The sequence below is a fragment of the Bacillus sp. JJ675 genome (assembly GCF_036963165.1).
In the GTDB taxonomy this organism is placed as follows: domain Bacteria; phylum Bacillota; class Bacilli; order Bacillales; family Bacillaceae; genus Bacillus; species Bacillus glycinifermentans.
Genome location: NZ_JBALMR010000065.1, coordinates 1 through 23948, shown reverse-complemented (window position 1 = coordinate 23948; position 23948 = coordinate 1). Strand labels below are relative to the sequence as shown.

Genomic DNA, 23948 nt, shown 5'->3' with positions numbered 1-23948 from the left:
TTTTCTCTACAAGCTGAGCCATACCTGATATCAGGTATGGCTTTTTTTATGTCTTCTTTTAAAAATCCTTCTTGATTTGTTCATAGTTTGATCATATTTGGCTTCTATAATGCTTGTTAGTGAGGTGATCGAATCATGATAAAGAAAAGGAAAATTGATATATTCCTAGTTCTCATTCTCTTATTATCCGCAGCGCTCAACCTGTACGGCATCTGGAACAGCGATACAGACAACGCCTACTACACGGCAGCCGTTACGAGCATGACGCAAAGCTTTCACAACTTCTTTTACGCTTCTTTTGATCCGGGAGGTTTTGTAACCGTCGATAAACCGCCGGTCGCACTATGGGTACAGACCCTTTTCGCGCTTGTGTTCGGCGTGCACGGCTGGAGCGTCGTGCTTCCCGAGGGAATCGCGGAAGTCATTTCCGTAGCACTGCTCTACTTCATTGTAAAACCTACTTTCGGGAAAACGGCAGCAAGAATTTCCGCACTCGTTATGGCTTGTACACCGATTGCCGTCGCTGTCAGCCATACAAACAACGTTGACAGCATTCTTGTCCTTTGTTTGATGATTGCAACATGGATGCTGTTTAAAGCAGTCCGCACAGGAAAAATCGGCTGGCTGCTCGGCGCATTCTGTATGGTCGGCGTCGGCTTTAACGTCAAGATGCTGCAAGCGTACATGGTGTTACCTGCATTTATGCTGTTTTATCTGATTGCAGCAAAGACGACGACTCGCAAAAAAATTGTGTCTCTGATTACATCGGTCATCGTTCTTGCGGCGGTTTCCGTATCATGGGCAGTCGTTGTTGACAGCCAGCCGGAAAGCTCCAGGCCTTATATCGGCAGCAGCCAGACGAACTCTGTCATGGAGCTCGCCTTCGGCTACAACGGAGTCCAGCGTCTGACGGGACAGTCCGGAGCAGGCGGGGGCAAAGCGGCTTCTGATCAAACACAAAAGAAATCGAACCAAGAGCAGCAAAGCGGCACATCTAGCAGCAGTTCATCTTCCTCAAACGGACAGATGAATCCGCCAAGCGGCGGAGAAATGCCTTCAGGCGGTCCGGGCGGCCAGACGGGCGATGTTCAAAAAGGCGGCGGCGGTCCAGGAGGCGGGGGCAACGGTGCAGGCTCTTTCGGTACGGGGACACCGGGACCTCTTAGATTGTTCCAATCTGAGCTTTCAGGTCAGGCAAGCTGGCTGATCCCGTTTGTATTGTTCGGCATCATCGGCTTGCTGATCACAGGCCTTCGCGGTCAAAGAAAATTCAATGATACAACGAATGAAACGATTTTCTGGACGATGTGGCTTGTCCCTGTCGCCGGCTTCTTCAGCATCGCCGGATTCTTCCACCACTACTATCTGATCATGCTGGCAGCACCGATTGCAGCCTTGTCAGGTGCGGGCTGGACGGCACTTGTTCGACTTTATCAGGAAGAAAACGGCTGGAAAAAACGGCTATTGCCAATCGGCGTTTTGCTGACAACAGCGTTTGAATTGTATATCTTCAGCCCTTATCTCAGCGACATCGGAATCGGCTGGAGCATTCTCATCGGCGCTTTCGGAATCGGCACAAGCTGTCTTCTCTTCTTCTTTGCCAAAAAAGGAAAGTCGTTCAGCTACTACGTTTCGCTTGCAGCGCTTCTCGGCATGCTGATCGGTCCTTTCTACTGGACGACGGCGACTCTCGCTGACGGAGTGAACGGCATGATCCCGCAAGCCGGGCCTAAATCGGCGCAATCGTTTGGCGGAGGCGGCGGCAAGATGCAAATGAAAAACGGTGACGGGCCTCCGGGATTTGGCGGCCAAGAAGGCCAGTCAAACAACAGCAGTCAAAGCGGCAATGGCGCACCGCCTAACATGAATTCCGGCCAAACCGGGCAGGACAATGACAACGCCGGCAGCAGCTCCGGCCAAAACCAGCTAGGCAGCAGCCCTAATCAGAAAAAGCAAATGAGATCAGGCGGAATGGGCGGCGGCGAATCAGTCAATGAAGCCCTCCTGTCATACCTGGAAAAGAACAATACCGGAGAAAAATACTTATTTGCAGTCTCAAGCGCAACTTCTGCTCAATCTTACATCATCAAAACCGGCAAAGCAGTGATGGCGATGGGCGGATTCTCCGGCAGCGACCCGATTTTGACCGTGAGCAAGCTCGAAAAGCTCGTCAAAAACGGTGAAGTCAAATACTTCCTGATCGGCGATGACAAAGGAATGCAAAACTCTGACATTACAAATTGGATTAAAAAGCACGGCAAAAAGATTTCTGAGAGCAAGTGGAACGGCTCGTCTTCAACAAGCAAATCACAAGCAAACGGACCGGGAGGAAACCAGACTCTCTATAAAGTGGAGCTAGACTGATAAAGGAAGGGTGATGAAGGTGCAGAAAGAAATCACATTTTCAATCGTAATCCCTGTCTACAACGAGGCAGAGGTTCTTCACAACACTTATGACAGACTCAAAAACGTCATGGATTCAACCGGTGAAGCCTATGAGCTGATTTTTGTAAATGACGGCTCCAGCGACGACAGCATTCATATGCTGAAGTCGCTGGCAAACACTGATCCGGCCGTAAAATGCCTGAATTTCTCAAGAAACTTCGGACACCAGATAGCGATCACCGCAGGAACGGACTACGCAGCGGGAAAAGCGATCGTCGTCATTGACGCGGATTTGCAGGACCCGCCCGAACTGATTTTGGAAATGGCGGAGAAATGGCGTGAAGGCTATGACGTCGTTTATGCCGTCCGGACGAAGCGGGAAGGAGAAACGTTTTTCAAAAAACAGACGGCCTCCATGTTTTACCGCATCCTGAGAAAGCTCACAGATGTTGACATCCCCGTCGATACGGGAGACTTCAGGCTCATGGACCGCAAAGTCGTCAAAGAACTGAACAAACTAAAAGAGAAAAATCCGTTTGTACGCGGACTCGTCAGCTGGCTCGGATTCAACCAGACGGCCGTGTACTATGAACGCCGCGAACGGCTCGCCGGCGAAACGAAGTATCCGCTCAAGAAAATGCTGAAACTTTCGCTGGACGGAATTACATCGTTCTCCTTCCAGCCGTTGAAACTGGCGAGCTACTCAGGAATCGTGCTTTCGGCGATCGGCTTTATATACGCCTTTATCGTCGTCTGCCTGAAGCTGTTCACGACAAGCACCATTACCGGCTGGTCTTCGATGATCATCCTGCAGTGCTTGTTCAGCGGATTTATCCTGATCATCCTCGGAGCGATCGGCGAATACATCGGACGGATTTATGACGAAGTCAAAGACCGGCCGCTTTATATCATAGACGGAAAATACGGATTTGAAGAAAAGAGACAGGCTGCCGCACCTCAGCGGCATATCGTGTAACAAATAAAGAGATACAAAAGGAGAGATTTCGATGAGCATACTCGTTGCCGGAGGAGCCGGCTATATCGGCTCCCACGCCGTTTACACGTTAATTGAGAAACATGAAAAAGTCGTTGTTGTCGATTCCCTTGCAACAGGGCAAGCGGAAGCCATCCATCCCGAAGCTGTTTTTTATCAAGGGGACATCAGGGACCGGCATTTTCTCAAGCAGGTATTCGCCAACGAGGACATCGAAGCCGTCATGCATTTTGCCGCCACTCCGATTTCCTCAAAATCCGGAAACGTGTTTGCCTCCTTTAATGAAAACATCACAGGCATGGAAACGCTGCTTGCGGTCATGAAGGAATTCGGCGTCAGCCGGATCGTCTTTGCTTCAAGCGCATCTGTCTACGGGGACGCAATAGACGGACCGATTACAGAGGAAACAGAACCCCGGCCCGTACACCCGCACGGAAAAGCAAAATGGGCGATGGAGAAAATGCTGATGGAAGCCGAAACAGCATACGGACTGAAATATGTGATTCTCCGCTCTTTCAATGCGGGAGGCGCGCTTCTTGCCGAAGCCGAGGACGATGACAGCGATACGCATCTCATCTCAAGCGTTCTTCGCGCCGCAATTGGGCAAAAACCTTTTGTATCTTTATCATGCAACGGCCGCACGGCGGCAGAAGGGACATGCATCCGCGACTACGTCCACGTTCAGGACCTGGCAGAAGCCCATGTACTCGCTGTCAGCCATTTAAGAAAAGGCGGGGAAAGCCGGACATTCAACCTCGGGTACGAAGAAGGCTATTCCGCCGAACAAGTCATCCAGGCCGCCCAGTATGTTACAGGCATCAGCCTGATCAGCACGCGTTATGCGGAAGGCAGCGGCAGCGCCCCCGACACGCTGATCGCTTCCTCCTCCAGAGCCAGGAAAGAGCTGGGCTGGATCCCCAAACACAACAGCCTGATCGCAATTATCCGCGACGCCTGGAACTGGCACTCTGCGAATCCGAATGGATATGGGTCGCGTCAGATGAGGCAGGGTTGAAAAAGCCGGGAAATGTGAACTGCACCTTAGTGTTAGACGCTGTCTGGCAATAGGGTGCAGTTTTTTTCATGGTGAATTTGACTTGTCTTCAAAAGCTAATCGACTGCTTAGAGCCAGACTTGGAAAATCCGACAACAAAATTTACGCTTTGCAATTTATTCAAAGTAAGCCGTGATTCAAACCGCTAATGTCCAAATCGGCTAAATAAGCAGTCGGCTGTTTTTTGGTTTTTTGTAAATCTATGAGAACATTAACACCGGCTTTTTTGTATATGTCACAGGAGTATTGGAAATAATTTATTATTGTGAAAATATAATGGCGGGTTGATTTTTAACGGTTGTCAGGATAAAATACAGTCAAAATAACAAATAGCATTCTTGTATATAATCAGTAATAGGGTCTGATTGTTTCTACCTAGCAACCGTAAATCGCTAGACTACAAGAAAGTTTGATAGATTTGAACACGAAAATAGGACGGTTTCGCCAATCCATCTATTTTACGTCAGCTCTTATTTTTCATGCTTTCTGTATTGTCAGAATCTATGAAAAAATAAGAGCCTTTTTATTTTCAAAAAATATTTTGGGAGTTGGGATCATGTATTTTTTAATTAATATTTTGGGTATATTTGTCGTCATGGCCGTTGTTTTTTTATGTTCCCCGCAAAAGAAAAAAGTAAAGTGGAGACCGATCCTTTCTCTCTTTGTACTTGAACTGTTGGTAACATGGTTTATGCTCGGGACGAAGATTGGCGGCTCCGTCATTAACGTCATCGCCTCATTCTTCTCTTGGCTGATAGACTGCGCGAAAGACGGTATCGCGTTTGCTTTTCCGTCCGTGATGAGCAATCCGACGGTCGACTTTTTCTTCAGCGCCTTGCTGCCGATTATTTTTGTCGTCACATTCTTTGACATTCTGTCTTATTTTGGAATCCTGACGTGGCTGATCGATAAGATCGGCTGGGTGATTTCAAAAGTATCCAAGCTGCCTAAATTGGAAAGTTTCTTTTCGATTCAAATGATGTTTTTGGGCAACACGGAAGCGCTGGCCGTCATTCGTCAGCAATTGTCCGTGCTAAAGACAAACCGTCTATTGACGTTCGGCATCATGAGCATGAGCAGCATCAGCGGTTCGATCATCGGCTCTTATTTGGCGATGGTTCCGGCCACATATGTATTTACGGCCATTCCTTTAAACTGTTTAAACGCGTTGATCCTGGCGAGCATTTTAAACCCGGTTGAAGTTAAGAAAGACGAAGACATCATTTACGTGCCGCCGAAAGAAGAAAAGAAGGACTTCTTCTCAACAATTTCCAACAGCATGATGGTCGGCATGAACATGGTAATCGTCATTTTGGCGATGGTCATCGGATATGTCGCGCTCACGTCATGCGTAAACGGCATCTTGGGTCTGATCATGCACGGCTTGACGATCCAAAAAATCTTTTCGTACATCTTCAGCCCGTTCGCGTTCTTGCTCGGTTTATCATGGAATGACACGATGTATGTCGCACAGCTGATGGGCATGAAGCTTGCCACAAACGAATTTGTGGCGATGATGGATTTAAAAACGCAGTTACAATCGCTTCCGCCGCACACAGCTGCGGTCGCAACGACGTTCTTAGTCTCCTTTGCTAATTTCAGCACCGTCGGCATGATCTACGGAACATATAACTCTTTATTTAAAGAAGAAGAAAAATCTGCGGTTATCGGTAAAAACGTCTGGAAGCTGCTTGTCAGCGGAATTGCCGTCTCACTGTTGAGCGCGGCGATTGTCGGGTTGTTTGTGTGGTAATCGCTAGACGAAAAAAGCAGGCCTTTAACGGCCTGCTTTTTTTTATACCGTTCTCTCCCAATGACGATGCTGACCGACCGCTTCGATCAGCTTTTTACTGAATGCATCAGGCGCGCCGCCGGCCGCCGTTACGATACCGGACTCTGAGAGCGCACGGGTGCCGGCCGCGGACGCCAGAAGGTCAACTCCTTCGCTTGCGGCTCCGATCGCTTTAAAATGGCTGAACGCTTCATTGATGAAGTCCAACGCGGCTTTTTGTTTCTTCAGCCGTTCAATGCTGTCTTTGCCGCCTGGAATATAAACGGCGTCATACAGCACAGAATCGGCGGTCTGCAATGTATTTCCGGCTTCGATTTCTTTGCCGTTGTCGCCTTTGACTGCGCCTAAATGCGAGCTGATGACATCGGGAACAAGCCCCGCTTTAATCAAGGCTGTGATGACCCGGATAACTTCGGAATGGCTGAAGCCGTCTTCGACTAAAATCGCAACCGTTCTTGTCAACGGCGATTTCCTCGTGTTCTCCTGGCTTAGTGCCGGGGATTTGAGCATCACTTTTGAGCCTTCGTCTTTTTCAGGCGGCTTTACGCCGACGCCCGCAGCAATTTGTTTCGCCAGTTCCCCGTCAACCTTGTTGAACATCTCGACGACCTGCTTGCGGACGTCCTTGCTTTTGACCTTTCCGACCTCAAATCGGAACGCTGATACAATATGTTCTTTTTCGACCGGAGACATGCTGTTCCAAAAAAGCTTCGCCTGAGAAAAATGATCTTTAAAGCTGTCGCTGCGCCGGCGGATTTTCCGGCCTTCGACTTTCTCCTGATAATGTATATATCCGCCTTCCTCTTCAGAAGCAGGGGCAGGATCGTTCTGCTGCAGCGAATTTTTATGATATGCGACAGGCCCGGTATTGATCGTCATGCGGTGATAGCCGTCATACTGGTTGTTGTGAAACGGGCAGACCGGCCTGTTGATCGGAATTTCGTGAAAGTTCGGGCCGCCCAAGCGGATCAGCTGTGTATCGGTATAGGAAAACAGTCGGCCCTGAAGGAGCGGGTCGTTCGTAAAATCGATGCCGGGAACAACGTTGCCCGGGTGAAACGCCGCCTGTTCCGTTTCCGCAAAGACATTGTCCTGATTTCGGTTTAACGTCATTTTCCCGATGATCCGAACCGGAATCATCTCCTCCGGCCACAGTTTCGTCGGATCGAGGATATCAAAATCAAACTTGAACTCGTCTTCTTCATCGATCATTTGTACGCCAAGTTCGTATTCTACATCGTCTCCTCTTTCGATGGCCTCCCACAGATCGCGCCTGTGAAAATCCGGATCTTTGCCGGCTATTTTTTGGGCTTCGTCCCAGACAAGAGAATGGACGCCCAGCAGCGGCTTCCAATGAAACTTCACAAAACGGGCCTTGCCTTTATCATTCACGAATCTGAACGTATGGACGCCAAAACCTTCCATCATCCGATAGCTGCGCGGAATCGCCCTGTCCGACATCGCCCACATGATCATGTGCGCCGTCTCCTGATTGTTGGCGACAAAATCCCAAAAGGTATCATGCGCCGTGGATGCCTGCGGGATTTCATTGTGGGGCTCAGGTTTGAATGCATGCACCAAATCAGGAAACTTAATGGCGTCCTGGATGAAAAAAACGGGGATGTTATTGCCGACGAGGTCATAGTTTCCTTCCTCCGTATAAAATTTCACGGCAAATCCCCTGACATCGCGGACGGTATCGCCTGACCCCCTTGAGCCTGCAACCGTCGAAAACCGGACGAAGACAGGCGTTTTCACAGAAGGGTCCTGAAGAAATTTCGCTTTTGTATACTTTGTCATCGGTTCGTACACTTGAAAATGGCCATGCGCTCCGAATCCCCTCGCGTGAACGACGCGTTCCGGAATCCGTTCATGGTCAAAGTGGGTGATCTTTTCCCTAAAGTGGAAGTCCTCCATCAGCGTAGGGCCGCGCGTCCCGGCCTTTAATGAATGCTCATCCTCAGATATGCGCACGCCCTGGTTTGTCGTCATTTTTTTGCCGCGGTTGTCGGTCCGGTAGTATTCAAGCTGTTCATCCTTGCTGTTTTCATCGGCTTTGCGGCGCTCATTCTTATTCATGACAGCTCCCTCCCGTTTTTTGTTTCATGCGGATTCTTTTAGGATGCTGTTTTATGATATACCCTGTTTTGAAGCTTCATAAACTTGAAGATGCGGGCAAAAGATTAAATTGACAGCAGATTATATTTGTGTAAAATTAGAAATAATTATTTAGATAATTCTGAATTTTATTAAACTGTTTTTTGTAAACGCTTTCTTAGGTCGGCTTAAAAAAAACTTGCCTTACGAAAACATCATTTGGAGGGAACGGTTTATGCTGTCGATTTTAGGATTTATGATGATTATTGTGTTCATGTACCTGATTATGTCCAACCGTGTATCCGCTTTGACCGCTTTGATCCTTGTCCCGATCGTTTTTGCGCTTATCGGCGGTTTTGCGGGCGGACTCGGCGACATGATGCTGAAAGGCATATCCGACATAGCGCCGACGGGAATCATGCTGTTGTTCGCCATTCTTTATTTTGGCATTATGATAGACACCGGCTTGTTTGATCCGATTATTAAGCAAATCCTGACATTTGTTAAAGGAGATCCGTTAAAAATCGTAGTCGGCACAGCCCTTTTGACGATGATGATTTCGTTGGACGGCGACGGCACCACGACATACATGATTACGATAGCGGCGATGCTTCCGCTCTACAAGCGGCTCGGGATGAATCCGCTTATACTGGCGGGGGTCGCGATGCTCGGCTCAGGCGTAATGAACATTATTCCGTGGGGCGGTCCGACCGCGCGCGTGCTGACCTCCCTCAAGCTTGATACATCGGAAGTGTTTACCCCGCTGATTCCGGCAATGATCCTGGGACTTCTATGGGTCATCTTTGTTGCTTATGTCCTCGGCAAAAGAGAACGCAAAAGGCTCGGAGTTGTGGATATTGAATATCAATCTTCCGTCAAAACGACATCGGAAACGTCAGCGGCCTCAGATGCACCGTCATTCAAACGCCCGTCCTTGCTATGGTTCAATTTTTTGCTGACGGTTGTGTTGATGGTTGCGCTAGTTACCAGCCTGCTGCCGCTGCCGGTTTTGTTCATGACCGCTTTTGCCATCGCTTTAATGGTCAATTATCCTAAGCTTAAAGAGCAGCAGGACCGCATATCCGCTCACGCCGGAAATGCTTTGTCGGTCGTTTCCATGGTGTTTGCGGCCGGGATTTTCACTGGTATCCTGTCGGGGACGAAGATGGTTGATGCCATGGCGAATTCCCTCGTTTCATTAATACCGGATTCAATGGGTCCGCATTTGCCGATTATTACGGCGATCACAAGTATGCCGTTTACGTTCTTCATGTCAAACGATGCCTATTATTTCGGCGTCCTTCCTATTATCGCAGAAGCGGCGTCAAACTACGGAATCGACGCGGCTGAAATCGGCAGAGCTTCGCTTTTAGGGCAGCCTGTTCACTTGCTCAGCCCGCTTGTTCCGTCAACATACCTTCTCGTCGGAATGGTCGGCGTCACCTTCGGCGATCATCAAAAATTCACATTAAAATGGGCGATCGGTACGACCATTGTGATGACGATTGCAGCGGTGATACTCGGCATTATTTCATTTTAATGATAAAAGCACCCCTTCGTGACAAGGGGTGCTTTAAACTGGGTTAATCCAGGTTCTCGCCATTTGAAGCGATCAGCTCTTTGTACCAGTAAAAGCTTTTCTTTTTAATTCGGCGCAAGTCTTTCAAATCGAATTCGTCGCGGTTCACGTATATAAATCCGTAACGCTTTGAGCAGCCTTGGTGCGTCGAAATTAAATCGATCGCCGACCACGGAGAATAGCCGAAGACATCGACACCGTCCGTTATCGCCAATTGGATTTGCTGAATATGCTGCTTTAAATAGTCGATCCGGTAGTCATCATTAACGACGTCTCCGTCCTCAAGCTTGTCGAATGCGCCGAGGCCGTTTTCGGTAATGATGAGCGGAAGCTGGTAACGGTCATAAATTTCCCTCAGTGTGGAACGGAAGCCGACGGGATCGATTTCCCAGCCAAATTCGTTTTTCTTCAGATGAGGGTTGCTGCTTCCCCTGTATACGCCTTCCTCGCCTGTCTGCAAATGCTGGTCTCCGCCGCGGGCAGCTGTATCGCTGCCGTCGTTTTTACTCGCTTCAGCCGTTTGCGACGTATAGTAATTGAACGCGATAAAGTCCGGTTTGGCGGAGCGCAGAATCTCCGTGTCCCCCTCAGCAATAACCGGCGTACAGCCTTTTTCTTTCATATATGCCCATGCTGTCGTATTGTAGCGGCCGTACACGGCCATGTCTAAGTACAGCCAGTTTCGGATGGCATTATAGTTAAATGCGGCTAAAATATCCTCCGGTTTCGATGAAGCGGGGTAAATCAGCGCGATATTTGGAGCCGGCCCGATCTTTGCATCTGGCAGAAGCTGATGACACAGATTGATCGCTTTCGCCTGGGCGACCAGCATATGGTGATTTTGCTGATACAGCTCTTTTTTCGGATTTTCCAGGTTCTCATCAAGCGTGCCGAGCGCGGAGCCGTGCAGGATCATCATGTTTTGCTCGTTGATGGTCAGCCAGTATTTCACGCGGTCGCCGTAGTGTTCAAAAAGGATTTTTGCATATGTTTCAAAGGCGTCAATCGTTCTCCTGTCAGACCAGCCGCCTTTTTTCTGAAGCGCATTCGGCAGGTCGAAGTGGTACATTGTCACGATCGGCTCGATGTTATATTTGAGAAGCTCATCGATCAGATTGCTGTAAAATTCAATGCCCTTCGGATTAATCTCACCGTCCCCATCCGGAATGATGCGCGTCCAGGCAATTGAAAAACGGTACGCTTTGAATCCCATTTCGGCAAACAGCGCGATATCCTCTTTATAGCGGTGGTAGTGGTCGCTCGCGACTTTAAAATCGGTCGTTCCTTCCGGATAGCTTTCTCGCGCATCAATGACGGACGGTCCTTTTCCGTCTTCATTCCAAGCGCCTTCCACCTGATATGCGGAAGTGGACGCCCCCCACAAAAAACCTTCCGGAAACTTGGCTAAAGTGCTGTATTTCATCTTCTATTCCTCCTATGCAGATTACATTAATGTGATGATCCAGTCATCCGGTTTGATCCGTTTTTGGTCAGTCCTGATGACATCGCCGTATCGATCTGAATTTGTCACCACGATCGGCGTTTTCACGTCAAATCCTTCCCGTTTCAGCGCCTCTAAATCGAATTCTGCGAGAATATCACCCCGTTTCACGGTTTGCCCTTGTACGGCTTTCGGATAAAAATGCTTTCCTTCCAACTTTACGGTGTCCACTCCGATATGAATGAGGATTTCGGCTTTGCTTTCCGTCGTGATGCCGTATGCATGCCCTGTCGGAAATACCGTTGAGACAACGCCGGCCGCCGGTGCGGTGACGATTCCTTTCGCCGGGAGCACCGCAACGCCTTTGCCAAGCGCCTCAGACGAAAAGACTGTATCAGATACTTCGGTTAACGGAAGCACTTCTCCTTGCAATGGGCTGTAAATCTGTTCGCCGCCATGCTGCTGCTTTTTCTCATCCGCGGGATCATCGAATCCGACGATGTAGGTGAGCACGATCGATAATATGAACGAGACGGAGATGCCGATAATAAACCCGAGAAAGCCCGGTCCGTAAAAAATCGGAATGGTCAACAGCCCCGGGGCGCCTGACGCGATCGCGATGCTGTGGGAATAGCCGATAATGGCTCCGCCCGCCGCCGCGCTGATGACACCGCATACAAACGGCTTTTTCAGCCTCAGGGTCACCCCGTAAACGGCAGGTTCGGTAATGCCGAAAATTCCCGTTATCGCGGCAGATCCTGCCAAAGCCTTCAGCTTTTTGTTCTTCGTCTTCAACATCACGCCGAAGGCGGCTCCTGTTTGGGCAAAAACGGCCGCCGCCGTCGCCGGTTTGATGTAATCCTTTCCATGGACGGCAATGTTGTTGAGGATGACCGGGACGATGCCCCAATGAATCCCGAAGATAACAAGGATCTGCCACAATGCCGCGATGAGCGCCCCGGCCAGAATCGGACTGACATCAAAAATCGACAAAATCGCTGCGGCAATGCCGTTTCCCGTATAAACCCCGAGCGGACCGAACACGATTAAGGTCAGCGGTACCATGACCGCTAGGCAAATGAGAGGGGTGATAAAGTTTTTGACGCTTTCATGGATGAAGCGCATACAAAATTTTTCGAGATAGCTCATCACGAATACGGCAAGGATAATCGGAATAACGGTTGACGTATAATTCATCAAAACGACGGGAATACCGAAAAATTCCGCATCTGCGCCGCTGTTTTTCAATTCAATAATCGACGGATAAATGAGCGCCCCGGCTATCGTGAGCGCCACAAACATATTCGCTCCGAATTTCTTCGCTGCCGTAACGGCCAATAGTAGTGGCAAAAAGTAAAATAAACTGTCTGCGGCCGCGTATAAAATCGTATATGTCGTCTCCTCGGCAGTCAGCCATCCGGCGTTCGTACATATTAAAAGCAGCCCTTTTAAAATCCCCGCCCCGGCCATGACGCCGAGGAGCGGCATGAAGATGCTGGATATAATGTCGACCAGTCTGCCGGCGAGACTTCCTTTTTCGTCCCGGCTTCCGCCTGCTTGTGCATTCTCCAGAACGCCGGACATGAGTCCGATCTCTTTGTAAACCTCAGGGACGTGATTGCCGATGACAACTTGAAACTGTCCCCCGCTCTCGACAACCGTCACGACGCCGTCGATGCTTTCAATCGCCTCCTTATCGGCCTTTGAACGGTCTTTCAGCTTAAAGCGCAGCCTTGTCGCACAATGGACAAGAGAAGCAACATTTGTTTCACCTCCAATATGAGTCAAAATCTGTTTGGCTAATGATTGAAAATCCATCTGTGATCATCCCCTCATCTCACTTGGAACCTATGTATCTATGAAAAAGAAAAAACCTAAACAAAGCCTGTGAAAAGGCTTCATTTAGGTTTTGCCTGCCGTAAGCAGTAACAATCCGTATGTGAGCGTATGAAAATAAAAAACCTAAATCGCCATGAAAAGAGACTTCCGCCCCTGTCCCATAGCAATTTAGGTTTTGCCTGCATCACCAGTAACAATCCTAAAATAGATGGTGGTGGTGTTGTTTATATTCAAATTAGCACACATTTCCCCTATTGTCAACGCTTTCATTTTCTGATCACGCCTGATGAACAACCCTTTCAATATGGATCGTTAAGTAGAGCAATTCTTCGCTCGTCAGCTTGTAGCCGTATTCTTTTTCAATATACTGCTTGATTTTATTTGTACATCCATAAGCGTCCCGGTATTTATTTTTTACGGTGTCAAATAAAAAATCGTCTTTGATTTCCATGTAGAACCCGCTGAACAGCCGCTGCGCGAAAAACTTCAAATGAGTAATAAACCGGTAATAGTGAAGCGACTCTTCGTCAAAATCGACATGAAAGTGGTACTTCACAATGCTTAATATTTCCTGCATGACCTTCGTAATATTGACGATGTTCGGCATTTCTTCATTGAGCTCGGCGTTTACGATATGAAGCGCGATAAAGGCGGCTTCATCCTCAGGAAGTTCAATGCCGGTTTTGTTTTTAATCATCAAAAGCGCCTCTTTGCCGATGGCAAATTCATCTTTATAAAGCCGTTTCGTTTCCCAGAGCAAAGCGTTTTTAATATCCATCCCTTTTTTATGCCTTTCAATGGCAAAATGGATGTGATCGGTCAGCGACACGTATATGCTGTCGTTCAGCTTTTTTCCGAGCCGCATTTTTGCCAGGCTGATGATTTCCTCCGTCATCTCCATAAATTCGATCGGTATTTCATCGAGAAGCGTTTTAAATCGTTCTGAGATGTCTTTATTATCAAGCCTGAAAATCTTCTCTATCCTTGATTCATCAACCATTTCACCGGGTTTTTTCTGAAAGGCGATTCCCCTGCCCATGACCACAAGCTCCTGATCCCGTTCGTCTAAAACACTGACCACATTATTGTTGATCACCTTGGCTATTTTCACTGGTGCACCTCCCGTTTTATTAGAATGAAGGGGATGATTTATATTTCTTTTTTCACATGTTACACATTGATTGTACAACCTTTTTAGACCAGGTCAATATGTTTAAGTCAATTGTTCCGGAGTTTTTCTATTCTCATTATTAAAAAAGAGCCGCTTTCACGGCTCTAACAAATGTATTTTTCAGGAAAATACTATCAATATCCCCAGCACGGCGAGAAGCAGAACGATTCCGTAAAGCGCATCTTTTGCGCCAAGCCGGGGCGTTTGATAATACGTCCGGTTTCTCGTGCCCGTAAAACCCCGCGCTTCCATTACCACCGCAATTCTTTCCGATTTGCGGATGCCTTGGGAGAACAATGGGAGCGAATATGTGATAAAGGCTTTCCAGCTGTTTTTTTGTTTATAGCCCCTGATTTTATGCGCGGCTTTCATTTGCGAGAGCTCTGATTGAAAGAGCGGAACAAACCGAAATCCGGCCAGCAGTCCATACGCCCATTTCGGCGACAGCCTGCATTGATGAATTAAGCTCATGATGAACGCCGTTAAATCGGTCGTTGACGTAAACAGGAGTCCGTATGTGACAAACCCGAGCATCCGCAAAGCGATCGTCAGGCCGTTTCCAAGGCTCTCCTTCGTCACATGGAACCATGCCCATTGCCAAAGCGTTTCCTCTCCTTTTCCAAAAGCGGCCATCATCCAGCAGACGAGAACGAAAAAAAGCAGATAAGGCAGCAGGCGCTTCGCCAAATATGCAGCCGTCCAGCCTCCGAAAACGATGCCGGTCATCACCGCGAGAAGCCATATGAAAAAAGTCGGCTTCGGGTTTGAAACGGTCATTAATATACACATGACAAGCAGATGGAAAAAAAGCTTTCCCGCAGGATTCAATGTTGAAAGGTATGAATCATTGCTTTTCATACAGGCACCTTCTTTTCTCTGGCATGCATCAGTTTATAGTGAAGCGGCGGAACGATCGAGAACCGGCTGATGAGGCTCCGATCGGAAAATAAACGGTAAGGCGTTCCCTGATAAGCCGCTTTTCCTTTGTGAAACACGATGACTTGATCAGAGTGCCGGTCGACGATATCCATATCATGGGTCACCATGATGATTGAGGTTCCCCGTTCCTGCCGTTCTTTTAACCGTTTAATCAGCTCTCCTGACGTTTTTTCGTCCTGTCCGAATGTCGGTTCATCAAGGAGAAGCAAATCTTGATCAAACAAAAGCATCGTCGCCACGCTCAGACGACGTTTTTGCCCCAGGCTCAATGTGAACGGGTGGGCCTTTCGGTGTGATGTAAGCCCGAACTCTTGTAACAGGCCGGACGTTTTTTTCTCAATCTCTTCCCCAGACCAGTTTCTCTGTCTCGCTCCGTACGCGATTTCCTCAAAGACCGAATCCTGAATAAATTGGAGCTCCGGGTTTTGAAAGACGAAGCCGGCCTTGTCATACAAGTCCTTGTCAGACCATTTTTTCAGCTCGCAATCCTCCAAATAAATGCGTCCTTTTCTCACCGCTTCCAAGCGGATCAGGCTTTTGAGAAACGTGCTTTTCCCGCTGCCGTTCTCCCCGATGACCGATACCCAGGCGCCTTTTGGAATCTGAACGCTGATGCCGTCCGCAACCGTTTTTTTTCGATAGCCGATCGCTGCATCTTCGGTGCGGATCAATGTCCTGCTTTTGGGCGTCCCGCTTTCTTCCTCACGTTCTTTTTTTTTCAGTTCGGCAGACAGCTTGACGGCAAGCGGATGGGTCTCGTCCCGGACGACTTCCTCCCATACAGCCGGATACAGCTTGGGCAGCCAAATGCCGGCCTCCTTCATTTGCCGCTGATAGAGACGGAGAATGTCCCCGGGTTTTCCGTCGCCGATCATGCGTCCGTTTTCGTTTAAAAGGATGACGCGGTCCATCCATTCGATGCAGCCGTCCAACACATGCTCGACAAACACCATCGTCTGCCCCGTTTTTTCAGAGACGTCTTTCAGCAGGGCGAAGATCGCGTTCCGGCTGACCGGATCAAGCTGCGCCGTCGGCTCGTCAAAAAACAGCACTTCCGGTTCCAAAGCCAAAAGACACGCCAGCGCGAGCCGCTGTTTCATGCCCCCTGACAAAGTCTCAATCGGCGTTTTCTTATCAACATTCAGCCCGACCTGATCCATGAGAGAAGAGATCATCCGCTCCATATCTTCGGGGGGAACACGGCGATTTTCCAGACTAAAGGCGATTTCTTCATCAACCCGAAGCATGCAGAATTGCGAATCCGGGTCCTGAAACATGACACCGGCGCTTTTTCTGCGGTCTACCTCGCCTTTGACTTCGGCTTCAATATGTTCGGGTATAATTCCGGAAAGCACCGAAATCAATGTCGATTTTCCGCTTCCGCTCGGCCCGAGTATCAGCACCTTCTCTCCTTTTTGAATCGATAGACTCAAGCTGTCCAATACCGTTTCCGAACGATTGTAAAAGCGAACGGATAGATTATTGCATCCTAGATACGAATTCATTTGATTCATCCTTTTTCCGCTGTTCCTTCATGATCTCATATTGGTCGAGCACACCTGTTTTCGCGAGCGCCCCGACCACCGCTTTGGCGAGCCAGCCGCCGAGAATGATTCCGCTGATGACCTGAATGATAAATGTCAGAACCAGCTTTTCTGTCGTATAGTAGCCAAAGCCGTTTGCGATCAGGCTGTAGGTCATGCTGCCGACGGCCGCAAGCGCTCCGGACAGCATAAGGGTAAACAGGTTATAGCGCTGATAACGAAACATCGCAAAAGCGATTTCCGCTCCAGCCCCCTGGAAAACGCCGATGAGCAGTGAAGATAACCCAAAATGGCTTCCCGTCAGCAGTTCAACCGCCGCAGCTGCCGTCTCGGCAATCAGCGCCGCCCCCGGTTTGCGGATGATATAGGCAACGATCGGACTCGCAATCACCCATATGCCGAACATAAAGTTTGCACCGACTGGACCGACGATAGCCGAAACCGGAATCCACAAGGTGGACCACCCTAAATAAATTACACCGCAGGCGACTGACAATATCACGGTCATGACGACTTCTTTCATCCTCCAATTCATCGTCCCGCCGCCTCCATATTCACAGGCCAATCTTCAAGGGTATAGGCCATCTCCCAAAACTGATATTCAAGCTGGCAGCTTAACAAAAAGAGCTCTTTCATTTTCTCTTTTTCTTCCTCGCGTGCATCCTTTGCCCATTCATCCAAACGAGCGCAAAATGCCGTTGTAATCGAATCGGTTCGGTCTCCGTAAAATAGAATCCAGTCATAAAACGGATGCGACGGATCAGGCTGCACCTCATTCAGCAATCTTTTGCCAATCTCCCAATATGTCCACGGACACGGCAGCAAAACGGCCAATATGTCTCCGATCGTGCCTTCGTGCGCGGCCGTCAGCATATGGCTGATATAATGATGAGCCGACGGTGCGAGAGGATAGCCGTGCAGGTCTTCATATTGTACGCCTGCAACCCGGCAAAGATTGTTGTGGGGATGCACCTCGCTGTCCAGCACAAAGGAAATCTGCCGGTTGAACATGGTCATGTCTTCCCGTTTTTTGCATTTTGAAATAGCGATTCCGTAGATTTGTACAAAGGAATTCAAATACGCGACATCCTGTTTGACATAATGGATGAGCTGTTCCTTTTTTAGGTCGCCCGACGCCAGCCCCTTTACAAAAGGATGCTGAAAAATGGCTTCAAAGATGGGATTTGCCTCGCGGCGAAGTTGCGCTGAAAAACTCATGAAGAAAGCCTCCTTACATTCATTTATAAAGGAAGGCACAAGGGGAAAACGGCTTCTTTATGCAAAAAAGCCGCCCCAAAATGGAGCGGCTTAAGATGATGAACTCATAAAGACACCGGCTCCACTTCCCTACGCTAGTGCGAACTAGATCAGGTTCGAAGGGTCCAAGATCACCTCTTGTCTCAGCCAGCTTTATGGCTCCCCCAGTGGACTTCCTATTTCATTAACTTTTACTCTACACATCTATAAACTACATGTCAATGCTTTAATTCAAGTATTGAATCGCCGGGATTTTTTCGACCCCGCTTGCATAGTAGTAGTTTAATACACTGAAGAAATCGATAGACTTACCCGTTTTTAAATCGACGATGAGAATATGATCGCCGTATTCAAAATCGTTGTCATCGATCCTTCTCGGCGTCACCTTTCCAAGCGTATCGACAAACGAACCTTCATAGCCGACGCCGGATTGAAAGGCGGACTGGTGGTGCATAAACAATGTCCCTTTATCGAGATAGACCATGATGGCTTCTTCAGAGCTGGCATAGCTTGCTTTGTATGATACAGGTGCGGAAACCGATTTGACCTTTGCATCTGCAATCTCGTGAGTCCGCTGGGTGTAGCCGCCGCCATACGGAAAATAAAAGACTCTCTTCCAGTCAAGGTGGCTATTTCCGCCGTTTTTGTTATATACAAAGGTGCCGTTGGCATAAACTGAACCGTCTTCATATTCCGCGACAAATTGCTGCAGGGAAGATGAGACAGATACTGCCGATGTAAAATGGGCCGGGTTCCTGGCGTTCATTTGAATCGTATAGGAATCTCCGACATCTCCCGCCGAAAAAACCCTGAGCGCATAGTCGCCTTTTGGAAGCTCATTGAGTGCGATCAAATTGCCGGCTGACGCGGAGATATTCGTCGGAATGGCTTGTCCTTTTTCCCAGTCAACCACGTAAAGCTGCACGGTGTAGTCGGCATTGTTTGATAGGATTCTCGCGATGAATGTTCTGTCTGAAGGCGTGCTGAAAAACCACAGATCGTCCTTGTTGGTTTCCGTCAGTGAGGCCTGGTGCTGAAAGGATTGTTCTGAAGAAGAATAGTTTGATTTGACGGAAGCTTTGGGTTTTGTTACGTTCAAAGACTGCCCGTCTTCATTGAGTCTGTAGGAATCTTTTATATTGGCCCGATCGATCGCAATGTTTTCCCGTTTGACTTCAAGCTTTTGCTGGTAGTCTGCAATCTCTTTTTCCTTCTTCGGCGGTTCTGCTCCTTCGGCCATCGCCGGGACCGACGAGATCATGAGCAAAACGGCGAACATGAATGAAAATCGTTTAACCCTCTTTCCCAACTCACTTCACTCCTTTTCTTCATCTCTACTTCATCATAACGTATATTTACAGCATTTGGTATAGATTGATATTTTTTAAGAAATAAACAAATTTTCTGAAACTTATACTGGGCGCAATCCGTCTTATATATTGAAAGGCAAATTTCAATTGGAGGGGATAGATATGATGATGTTTATCTTGATTTTGACAATGACCGTGTATTTGTTCTACTCATTCAGCAAAGACAACCGGCCGGCCAAAAGAAGTAACAAAGCTCATCAGAATGTGATTGTGCTTCGGGAACATCCTTTGATTGCCCCTTCCAATGATGCCAATTGCTAAAATATTTTTATACAAACGAGCAAGCCGCCTGTCAAGCAAGGCGGCTTTTTCACAGCGATTTACTGCTGAAACTGCTCCGCTTCCGTCGAGCCTTTTAGCGCCGTCGTCGAAGAAGTCCCTCCTGTAACGACTTGTGCGACTTCATCAAAATAGCTCGTTCCGACTTCACGCTGGTGCCTTGTCGCCGTATAGCCGTGGGCTTCGCTGGCGAACTCGGCCTGCTGCAGCTCAGAGTAAGCGGCCATCCCGCGTGTTTTATATTGGCGGGCCAGTTCAAACATGCCGTGATTTAAAGCGTGGAACCCAGCGAGTGTGACGAATTGAAATTTATACCCCATTTCACTGAGATCTTTTTGAAAATCACCAATCGTTTGATCATCGAGTTTGGCTTTCCAGTTAAAAGAAGGCGAGCAATTGTACGCAAGCAGTTTTCCCGGGAATTGTTCATGAATCGCCTCTGCAAACCGGCGCGCCTCATCAAGATTAGGTTCTGATGTTTCACACCAGACCAAGTCGGCGTAAGGCGCATATGCAAGCCCTCTGGCAATCGCCTGATCAAGGCCCGCTTTCGTTTTGAAAAATCCTTCTGATGTGCGTTCTCCCGTCAAAAACGGGGCATCATACTGGTCGATGTCGCTTGTGATGAGATCGGCCGCATTCGCATCCGTCCGGGCGATGAGAACCGTCGGGACGCCCATGACATCTGCGGCGAGGCGGGCCGCGATCAAATTACGAACCGCCGTCTGCGTCGGCAACAGCACTTTTCCGCCCAAATGTCCGCATTTTTTCTCTGATGAAAGCTGGTCTTCAAAATGAACGCCAGCGGCACCTGCCTCAATCATGCTTTTCATCAATTCGAAGACATTCAGCTGCCCGCCGAATCCCGCTTCAGCATCCGCTACGATCGGTGCAAACCAATCGATCTCTTCTTTTCCTTCCATGAAATGAATCTGGTCTGCGCGCTGGAGCGTACGGTTGATTCTTTTGACGACTTCCGGAACGCTGTTTGCCGGATACAGGCTTTGGTCAGGGTACATGCTCCCCGCAAGGTTTGCATCGGCCGCCACTTGCCAGCCGCTTAAATAAATCGCTTTCAATCCGGCCTTTACTTGCTGCATTGCCTGGTTTCCCGTCAACGCTCCAAGCGCTGGAACGAAATCTTCCGAATGGAGAAGCCGCCAAAGTTTTTCAGAGCCGCGCCTTGCGATGGTATATTCGATTTCAAGGGACCCCCTCAGGCGGATCACATCCTCAGCCTTGTACGGCCTTGTGATTCCGTTCCACCGTTCATCCTGCCAGCTCTCCTCCAATTGTTTTGCCTGTTCAGACCTCATCTCCCATTCCTCCTTATAATTTTTCATAAGCGGGTATTGTCAAAAATTCAGCGAATTGATCATCCAAAATCATTGCTTCAAAGAGCCGTCCGGCCTCTTCAAAGCGGCCTTCTTGATAACGCTTCAACCCGATGTCATCGATGATCCTCTTCATTTCTTCCTCTTTCATCGTCTTGAACATTTCTGCAGTCACTTCCCGGCCGTCATCCAGAATGCCTTGCGGATGGCGGATCCATTGCCATAATTGAGCTCTTGAAATTTCGGCCGTTGCCGCATCCTCCATCAAATGGTCAATCGGGGCAGCGCCTTTTCCGGACAGCCAGGAAGCCATATAGCGGATGCCGGCGCTGATATTCGTGCGGACGCCCTTTTCCGTGATCCGCCCTGTCGGCACTTCCAGCAAATCTTTCCCTTCAACCTTGATGTCTTCACGCTTTCTATGAATCTGATTTGCTTCAGGCATATGTTCATCAAATACGTCGAGAGCCGTTTGAATCATGCCGGGATGCGCGATCCATGTCCCGTCATGCCCGTCTTTTACTTCGCGCTCCTTATCCTCGCGTATTTTCGCGAAAGCCGCAGCGTTGATATCAGGATTGTCTTTTGCAGGAATCTGCGCCGCCATTCCCCCGATCGCATGGACATTCCGCTTATGGCACGTTTTGATGACCAAAAGGGAATAGGCTCTCATGTTCGGAACCGTCATCGTCACGGCTGAACGGTCGGGAAAGATGACGTCTTCCCTGCTGCGGAATTTCTTAATGAAGCTGAAAATGTAATCCCATCTGCCGCAGTTGAGGCCTGCCGAATGTTCCTTCAATTCATACAAGATCTCATCCATTTCAAAAGCTGCCAGGATTGTTTCGATTAAGACGGTCGCCTTTATCGTGCCCTGCGGGATGCCCAAATCGTTCTGGGCGTAAACAAATACGTCATTCCATAGCCTTGCTTCAAGATGATTTTCGATTTTTGGAAGGTAGAAATAAGGGCCGCTCCCTTTGTTGATCAGCGCTTTTGCGTTATGAAAAAAATAGAGGCCAAAATCGAACAAGCTTGCAGAAACCGGTTTTCCGTCAGCCAGCACGTGCTTTTCCTCCAAATGCCAGCCCCGCGGCCTGACCATGATGACCGCCGGATTCTCATTGAGCTGATACCGTTTGCCGTTTTCGTTTGTAAAATCAATCGTCCCGCGGATTGCATCCCTTAAATTGATCTGTCCTTCTACACAGTTTTTCCACGTCGGTGAGTTGGCGTCTTCAAAATCGGCCATAAACACCTTCGCCCCCGAATTGAGAGCGTTGATCACCATTTTTCTGTCCACCGGCCCGGTAATCTCTACCCTGCGGTCTTCCAAATCCGGCGGGACCGGCGCAGCCGTCCAGTTTCCTTCCCGAATGTACTGCGTCTCTTTTAGAAAATCGGGGTTCTTTCCTTGATCAATTTCCGCCTGAACGATATTTCGCAAGTGCAGTAAATCGCGCCTTCTTTTGCCGAAGTGGCGTTCAAGACGCCCGACGAACTGAAGCGCTTCCTTTGTTAAAATTGCTTCATATTCCGGATTCATGTCTCCCTTGATCTGCAGCCTTCTCTCTTCTGTCTTCATCTCTCTAGCCCCTTTCGCATTTTGTTATAAAACAGTTACTCTCCCTTCTTCGCAAGGCAGCGCTCGCATTCCATGAAATAGGATTCAGCCTGTTCTTCCACCTGCTCCCCGCATTCTGGGCACGTTTTTTTTGGAAGCGTTCGAAAGAATTCGAGCGGGCTTTTCATGCTCATTGTTTCCCCCTCCTTTTTATACAACAGATTTTGTTTTTTATTTCTGTTGTAGTACAGTATACAGCGGGAAATCGAAAATGTACACACTTTTTCCAAAATTATTTATTTTTTCCCATCGTGCAATAACAAAGAATATTTCTTTTTTTATTCATAACTTATTCATATTTTTTATCTAAAATAGGTAACCATAAAGAGGTGAGAGATGATGAAATTAAAAAAACCGGATATCGCACTTATCTTGATTTTGCTGGCAGCACTTATTCTGAATACATATAACATCTGGCAGGATGATGCGGCCAACCAGTATTACTTGGCAGCAGTTAAAAGCATGACGAAAAGCTTCCACAATTTCTTCTATGCTTCATTCGATCCTTCGGGATTTGTATCGGTTGATAAGCCGCCGCTCGTCCTATGGATACAGACGATCTTCGCGCTCGTATTCGGCGTTCATACGTGGAGCGTGATCCTTCCGCAGGCGCTAGCAGGAGTCGGTTCTGTCTTCCTTCTCTACATCATGATCAAGCCGAGATTCGGCAAAGGTGCAGCGCGAATCAGCGCTCTTGTTATGGCGCTGACGCCGATCGCAGTCGCCGTCAGCCGGACGAACAATATCGACAGCATGCTCGTATTCACGCTGCTTCTCGGTACATGGTGCCTGATGAGGGCGGTCAAACAAGGAAAGCTGATCTTGCTGCTCGCCGCGTTTGGAATCGTCGGAATCGGATTCAATATGAAGATGCTTCAAGCCTTTATGGTCATCCCGGCCTTTTTGCTATTCTACCTGGTTGCGGCAAAAGCCAAATGGAGGAAAAAAATCGCGTCGGCCGTACTGTCGCTTATCGTCCTTACCGGCGTTTCCCTTTCGTGGGCACTCGTTGTCGACTACACGTCGGCGGACAGCCGTCCATATGTCGGAAGCAGCCAGAAAAACTCCGTGCTTGAACTGGCTTTCGGATACAACGGTACAGAACGCCTGCTCGGACAGACGACAGGCAATTCCCGCGGCGATATGAACGGATTTGGCGCAGATATGCAGCCGCCGAACGGTAACGGCCCGGCCGGCGGTGATGCTCAAGGCCAAAACGGAGGCGGGCAGCCGTCTGGCGGAGGGGGCC

19 protein-coding genes and 2 riboswitches are annotated in these 23948 nt (G+C 48.6%); of the genes, 7 read left to right on the top strand and 12 right to left on the bottom strand.

Annotation, left to right across the window (positions count from 1 at the left end; translation table 11 throughout):
- The first annotated feature begins 135 nt into the window (after positions 1-135).
- The 4 genes from V7126_RS17175 (at position 136) to V7126_RS17160 (ending at position 6186) form a co-directional block, all read left to right on the top strand.
- Positions 136-2364 (top strand): glycosyltransferase family 39 protein, encoded by a 2229-nt coding sequence (locus V7126_RS17175; RefSeq protein ID WP_335497908.1) that lies wholly within the window; start codon positions 136-138, stop codon positions 2362-2364.
- Between the two features lie 13 nt (positions 2365-2377).
- Positions 2378-3361 (top strand): glycosyltransferase family 2 protein, encoded by a 984-nt coding sequence (locus V7126_RS17170; RefSeq protein ID WP_082094088.1) that lies wholly within the window; start codon positions 2378-2380, stop codon positions 3359-3361.
- A gap of 31 nt (positions 3362-3392) precedes the next feature.
- Positions 3393-4394 (top strand): UDP-glucose 4-epimerase GalE, encoded by a 1002-nt coding sequence (gene galE, locus V7126_RS17165; RefSeq protein WP_335497905.1) that lies wholly within the window; start codon positions 3393-3395, stop codon positions 4392-4394.
- A 357-nt stretch (positions 4395-4751) separates the two neighbouring features.
- Positions 4752-4853, top strand: a riboswitch (purine riboswitch).
- 136 nt (positions 4854-4989) lie between these two features.
- On the top strand, positions 4990-6186 hold the full coding sequence (locus V7126_RS17160; protein ID WP_046130590.1) for a NupC/NupG family nucleoside CNT transporter: 1197 nt from the start codon (positions 4990-4992) through the stop codon (positions 6184-6186).
- Between the two features lie 42 nt (positions 6187-6228).
- Here V7126_RS17160 and V7126_RS17155 read toward each other — a convergent pair whose 3' ends face one another.
- Positions 6229-8304, bottom strand: coding sequence for a catalase (locus tag V7126_RS17155; protein ID WP_335497902.1), 2076 nt, complete (start codon positions 8302-8304; stop codon positions 6229-6231).
- Positions 8305-8557: 253 nt separating this feature from the next.
- On the opposite strand from V7126_RS17155, the gene citH reads away from it, so the two are divergent.
- Positions 8558-9862, top strand: a complete 1305-nt coding sequence (gene citH, locus V7126_RS17150; RefSeq protein ID WP_335497900.1) for a citrate transporter CitH — start codon at positions 8558-8560, stop codon at positions 9860-9862.
- 43 nt (positions 9863-9905) lie between these two features.
- On the opposite strand, the gene V7126_RS17145 is transcribed toward citH, so the two are convergent.
- From V7126_RS17145 to V7126_RS17110, 8 genes are all read right to left on the bottom strand, one after another.
- Entirely contained in the window at positions 9906-11324 is a 1419-nt protein-coding gene (locus V7126_RS17145) for a glycoside hydrolase family 1 protein (RefSeq protein WP_046130496.1), read from the bottom strand.
- 21 nt (positions 11325-11345) lie between these two features.
- Complete coding sequence (locus V7126_RS17140) at positions 11346-13160, bottom strand: beta-glucoside-specific PTS transporter subunit IIABC (RefSeq protein ID WP_175075962.1); 1815 nt, start codon at positions 13158-13160, stop codon at positions 11346-11348.
- Between the two features lie 298 nt (positions 13161-13458).
- Entirely contained in the window at positions 13459-14292 is an 834-nt protein-coding gene (licT, locus tag V7126_RS17135; RefSeq protein ID WP_175075961.1) for a BglG family transcription antiterminator LicT, read from the bottom strand.
- Positions 14293-14472: 180 nt separating this feature from the next.
- Entirely contained in the window at positions 14473-15210 is a 738-nt protein-coding gene (locus V7126_RS17130; RefSeq protein ID WP_175075960.1) for an energy-coupling factor transporter transmembrane component T family protein, read from the bottom strand.
- The gene (locus V7126_RS17125) at positions 15207-16796 is read right to left on the bottom strand and encodes an ABC transporter ATP-binding protein (RefSeq protein ID WP_046130500.1); all 1590 of its coding nucleotides are present in this window, start codon (positions 16794-16796) and stop codon (positions 15207-15209) included. The genes V7126_RS17130 and V7126_RS17125 overlap by 4 nt, the downstream gene beginning before the upstream one ends.
- On the bottom strand, positions 16771-17370 hold the full coding sequence (locus tag V7126_RS17120) for an ECF transporter S component (protein ID WP_175075959.1): 600 nt from the start codon (positions 17368-17370) through the stop codon (positions 16771-16773). Before V7126_RS17120 ends, V7126_RS17125 begins: the two co-directional genes overlap by 26 nt.
- Positions 17367-18053: a thiaminase II gene (tenA, locus tag V7126_RS17115; RefSeq protein ID WP_175075958.1), complete on the bottom strand. Its 687-nt coding sequence runs from the start codon at positions 18051-18053 to the stop codon at positions 17367-17369. Before tenA ends, V7126_RS17120 begins: the two co-directional genes overlap by 4 nt.
- A gap of 109 nt (positions 18054-18162) precedes the next feature.
- Positions 18163-18268, bottom strand: a riboswitch (TPP riboswitch).
- Positions 18269-18318: 50 nt separating this feature from the next.
- Positions 18319-19401: a hypothetical protein gene (locus tag V7126_RS17110; protein WP_335497891.1), complete on the bottom strand. Its 1083-nt coding sequence runs from the start codon at positions 19399-19401 to the stop codon at positions 18319-18321.
- A gap of 163 nt (positions 19402-19564) precedes the next feature.
- Here V7126_RS17110 and V7126_RS17105 point away from each other — a divergent pair, with 163 nt between their 5' ends.
- Positions 19565-19723 carry a hypothetical protein gene (locus V7126_RS17105; RefSeq protein WP_164918187.1) on the top strand — a complete coding sequence of 53 codons (159 nt, stop codon included), beginning with the start codon at positions 19565-19567 and terminating at the stop codon, positions 19721-19723.
- A 59-nt stretch (positions 19724-19782) separates the two neighbouring features.
- On the opposite strand, the gene aceA is transcribed toward V7126_RS17105, so the two are convergent.
- Genes aceA through yhfH form a run of 3 tightly spaced genes read right to left on the bottom strand, consistent with a single transcriptional unit; the run spans position 19783 to position 22833 of the window.
- Positions 19783-21057, bottom strand: coding sequence for an isocitrate lyase (aceA, locus tag V7126_RS17100; protein WP_216898908.1), 1275 nt, complete (start codon positions 21055-21057; stop codon positions 19783-19785).
- A 13-nt stretch (positions 21058-21070) separates the two neighbouring features.
- Positions 21071-22660, bottom strand: coding sequence for a malate synthase A (aceB, locus tag V7126_RS17095; RefSeq protein ID WP_175075956.1), 1590 nt, complete (start codon positions 22658-22660; stop codon positions 21071-21073).
- A gap of 35 nt (positions 22661-22695) precedes the next feature.
- The gene (yhfH, locus tag V7126_RS17090) at positions 22696-22833 is read right to left on the bottom strand and encodes a protein YhfH (protein WP_077735948.1); all 138 of its coding nucleotides are present in this window, start codon (positions 22831-22833) and stop codon (positions 22696-22698) included.
- Positions 22834-23038: 205 nt separating this feature from the next.
- Between yhfH and V7126_RS17085 the strand changes: the two genes are divergently transcribed.
- On the top strand, positions 23039-23948 hold a 910-nt coding region (locus tag V7126_RS17085), incomplete at its 3' end, for an ArnT family glycosyltransferase (protein WP_335497885.1).

Bases quoted from the DNA above. Each gene is read 5' to 3' on its own strand.
- yhfH (WP_077735948.1), bottom strand. From the start codon at position 22,833: ATGAGCATGAAAAGCCCGCTCGAATTCTTTCGAACGCTTCCAAAAAAA.
- aceB (WP_175075956.1), bottom strand. From the start codon at position 22,660: ATGAAGACAGAAGAGAGAAGGCTGCAGATCAAGGGAGACATGAATCCG.
- V7126_RS17105 (WP_164918187.1), top strand. From the start codon at position 19,565: ATGATGATGTTTATCTTGATTTTGACAATGACCGTGTATTTGTTCTAC.
- tenA (WP_175075958.1), bottom strand. From the start codon at position 18,053: ATGAGTTTTTCAGCGCAACTTCGCCGCGAGGCAAATCCCATCTTTGAA.
- V7126_RS17125 (WP_046130500.1), bottom strand. From the start codon at position 16,796: ATGAATTCGTATCTAGGATGCAATAATCTATCCGTTCGCTTTTACAAT.
- V7126_RS17130 (WP_175075960.1), bottom strand. From the start codon at position 15,210: ATGAAAAGCAATGATTCATACCTTTCAACATTGAATCCTGCGGGAAAG.
- V7126_RS17160 (WP_046130590.1), top strand. From the start codon at position 4,990: ATGTATTTTTTAATTAATATTTTGGGTATATTTGTCGTCATGGCCGTT.
- V7126_RS17140 (WP_175075962.1), bottom strand. From the start codon at position 13,160: ATGGATTTTCAATCATTAGCCAAACAGATTTTGACTCATATTGGAGGT.
- V7126_RS17155 (WP_335497902.1), bottom strand. From the start codon at position 8,304: ATGAATAAGAATGAGCGCCGCAAAGCCGATGAAAACAGCAAGGATGAA.
- citH (WP_335497900.1), top strand. From the start codon at position 8,558: ATGCTGTCGATTTTAGGATTTATGATGATTATTGTGTTCATGTACCTG.
- V7126_RS17175 (WP_335497908.1), top strand. From the start codon at position 136: ATGATAAAGAAAAGGAAAATTGATATATTCCTAGTTCTCATTCTCTTA.
- aceA (WP_216898908.1), bottom strand. From the start codon at position 21,057: ATGAGGTCTGAACAGGCAAAACAATTGGAGGAGAGCTGGCAGGATGAA.
- galE (WP_335497905.1), top strand. From the start codon at position 3,393: ATGAGCATACTCGTTGCCGGAGGAGCCGGCTATATCGGCTCCCACGCC.
- V7126_RS17170 (WP_082094088.1), top strand. From the start codon at position 2,378: ATGAAGGTGCAGAAAGAAATCACATTTTCAATCGTAATCCCTGTCTAC.
- V7126_RS17145 (WP_046130496.1), bottom strand. From the start codon at position 11,324: ATGAAATACAGCACTTTAGCCAAGTTTCCGGAAGGTTTTTTGTGGGGG.
- V7126_RS17120 (WP_175075959.1), bottom strand. From the start codon at position 17,370: ATGAATTGGAGGATGAAAGAAGTCGTCATGACCGTGATATTGTCAGTC.